Raw genomic sequence first — 1444 nt, 5'->3', positions numbered from 1 at the left:
GCCGTCCATTTGCGGCTCCAGGCCGATGGCCGCGGCAGCGCGAGCGGCTCGGTTGGCTCTATGGTCAGCTCGGCGCCGGCCTCGGGGAGGGGATTGATGTCCTGCATGTCTCGCCGCGAGACCTGCAGCGACAAGAGTAGAGTTGTCAAATCAAGATCGTTCGCCGGCAGTCTGCTATCGCCGGCCAGAGGCTGCACTACGGTGTTTCGCGGGAATGCATGATGCAGCCCCACCTCAGACTCCGAAAGCGATCCCGGTCTTGGTGTCCGTCTTCAGCTTTCGCATGCAGGCGTTCGGTTCGACGCCGGTACCGGTGCATTCGGTCGCGCTGTTGATCAGCACGCGGCTGACTTTCGAGCACTCGGTGCCGGCCAGATCGAAACGCGTCACCTTGGTCTTGCCTGCCGGCAATTCCTTGAAGTCGAGCACGGTCAGCCGGTCGACGACGCCGGCCTCGTTGAACAGGGCGATCTCGAACGCCGCCTTGGACAGGTCGGCGCCGAGATTGTTGTTGACCACGAACGTCAGGCGGCAACCCTTGTCGGAAGGTTGCGCACCGTTGAGTTCAAGGGTCAGCGCAGGGACCGGCGCGGACTCTTGTGCCCATGCCGGAACCATCGCAAGCGACATCGCCAGCATCGAGGTCAGCAGACGAAGGGATGTCATCAAGCTCGTCATGGTCATCAGCCTCCAAATCGCATCGTCGCCGCCAGCTTCAGGGTGACGCCGGGCTCGTAAGCCGCGAAAACCGGCTGCGGCGGCTGGCCGGCCGTGGTCAGGTTGAGCGGGTTGGCGTATTTTACATCGAACAGATTGTCGGCGCGGAAATCAATCTTCAAATTGTCCGTCGCCTGGTAGCTGGCAAAAGCATTGACCAGCGTGTAGTCCTCGGCGATCGGATTGCCCTTGGGCTTGCCATTGTATTGCACTTCGCCGCCCACGGTCAGCTTGTCCTCGAGGAAGCGCAAGCCGAGCTGCGCGGTGACCTGGGATGAGGGGATGGTCAGCAGGTCGGCCCGAACGTCCTTGTAGGAAATGGTATGACCATTGGTGATTGAGGCCGAGAGCCCGGCATAGCCCCATCCGGCATCATAGACGCCCTCAAGTTCGAAGCCGTCGATCTTGGCCTTGGCAAAATTCTGGTACTGGAAGCATATCGGGATACCGGGTCCGCTCGGGCAGCCGGCTGTCGGGTCAAACCGCGACAGGGTAACGCCATCGATGTAGTCTTCGACATCGTTGTTGAAATAGGCTGCCTTGATGCGCAGCGCATCGCCGGCTTCGAGGATGTCATCCTGCTTGTAGTTGACGCCGAATTCGACGGTCTTTCCGGTTTCCGGCCGCAGATTGGGATTGGGCAGGAACGGGAAGGTGACACCTGCCGGATGGCGACCGCTGATCAGTGTTTCCGACAGGGAGGGTGACCGGTATCCTTCCGCATAGG

At 60.9% G+C, this 1444-nt stretch carries 2 protein-coding genes; both read right to left on the bottom strand.

Annotation, left to right across the window (positions count from 1 at the left end; translation table 11 throughout):
* Positions 1-234: 234 nt before the first annotated feature.
* On the bottom strand, positions 235-678 hold the full coding sequence (locus EN939_RS34025; RefSeq protein ID WP_023812248.1) for a hypothetical protein: 444 nt from the start codon (positions 676-678) through the stop codon (positions 235-237).
* Between the two features lie 5 nt (positions 679-683).
* Positions 684-1444 (bottom strand): TonB-dependent receptor domain-containing protein (locus EN939_RS34020; RefSeq protein WP_127271806.1); only part of this gene is annotated, 761 nt, incomplete at its 5' end.

Source organism: Mesorhizobium sp. M7A.F.Ca.CA.002.05.1.1 (assembly GCF_003998335.1).
GTDB lineage: Bacteria > Pseudomonadota > Alphaproteobacteria > Rhizobiales > Rhizobiaceae > Mesorhizobium.
This window is presented reverse-complemented; position numbering and strand designations above follow the sequence as displayed.

Excerpts from the sequence above, each read along its gene's own strand:
- EN939_RS34025 (WP_023812248.1), bottom strand. The coding sequence starts at position 678 with ATGACGAGCTTGATGACATCCCTTCGTCTGCTGACCTCGATGCTGGCG.